Source organism: Rhodococcus sp. IEGM 1351 (assembly GCF_030056875.1).
In the GTDB taxonomy this organism is placed as follows: Bacteria; Actinomycetota; Actinomycetes; order Mycobacteriales; family Mycobacteriaceae; genus Rhodococcus_F; species Rhodococcus_F opacus.
Genome location: NZ_JASHKU010000104.1, coordinates 1 through 536, shown reverse-complemented (window position 1 = coordinate 536; position 536 = coordinate 1). Strand labels below are relative to the sequence as shown.

Annotated in this window: 1 protein-coding gene; it reads right to left on the bottom strand. The window is 60.8% G+C overall.

The genetic code is table 11. The features are described from left to right. A partial coding sequence (locus QM806_RS40965; protein ID WP_502943957.1) for an acyl-CoA dehydrogenase family protein occupies window positions 1–536 on the bottom strand: 536 nt, incomplete at both ends.

Below are 536 nucleotides of genomic sequence, written 5' to 3'. Positions count from 1 at the left end.
GCCGCCGACGGATCCGTCTTCCCCATCACGATCAACACCCGGCAATTCCGATGCAACGCATTCGACGCGAACCACTTCCGCCCGTTGAGCACATACTCGTCACCGTCCCGGACCATCGACAACTCCACATTCGTCGCATCCGAACTCGCCACCGCCGGCTCCGTCATCGCGAACGCCGACGCCATCGTCCCCTCCAGCAACGGCATCAGATACTTCTCCTTGTGCTCGGCCGTACCGAACAACTCGAGCACCTCCATGTTGCCCGTATCCGGCGCATTACAATTACACGCCTCCGACGCAATATGACTGCGCCCCATGATCTCCGCCAACGGCGCATACTCGAGATTCGTCAACCCCGCACCCGTCCCCGGATGCGGATGAAACAGATTCCACAACCCCCGACGCCGCGCCTCAACCTTCAACTCCTCCAACACCGGCGGCTGGAAATGCGGATCCCCCGACTCCCGCATCTGCTCCTCATACACCGCCTCCGCCGGATACACATGCGAATCCATGAACTCCAGCAGATCGATCTG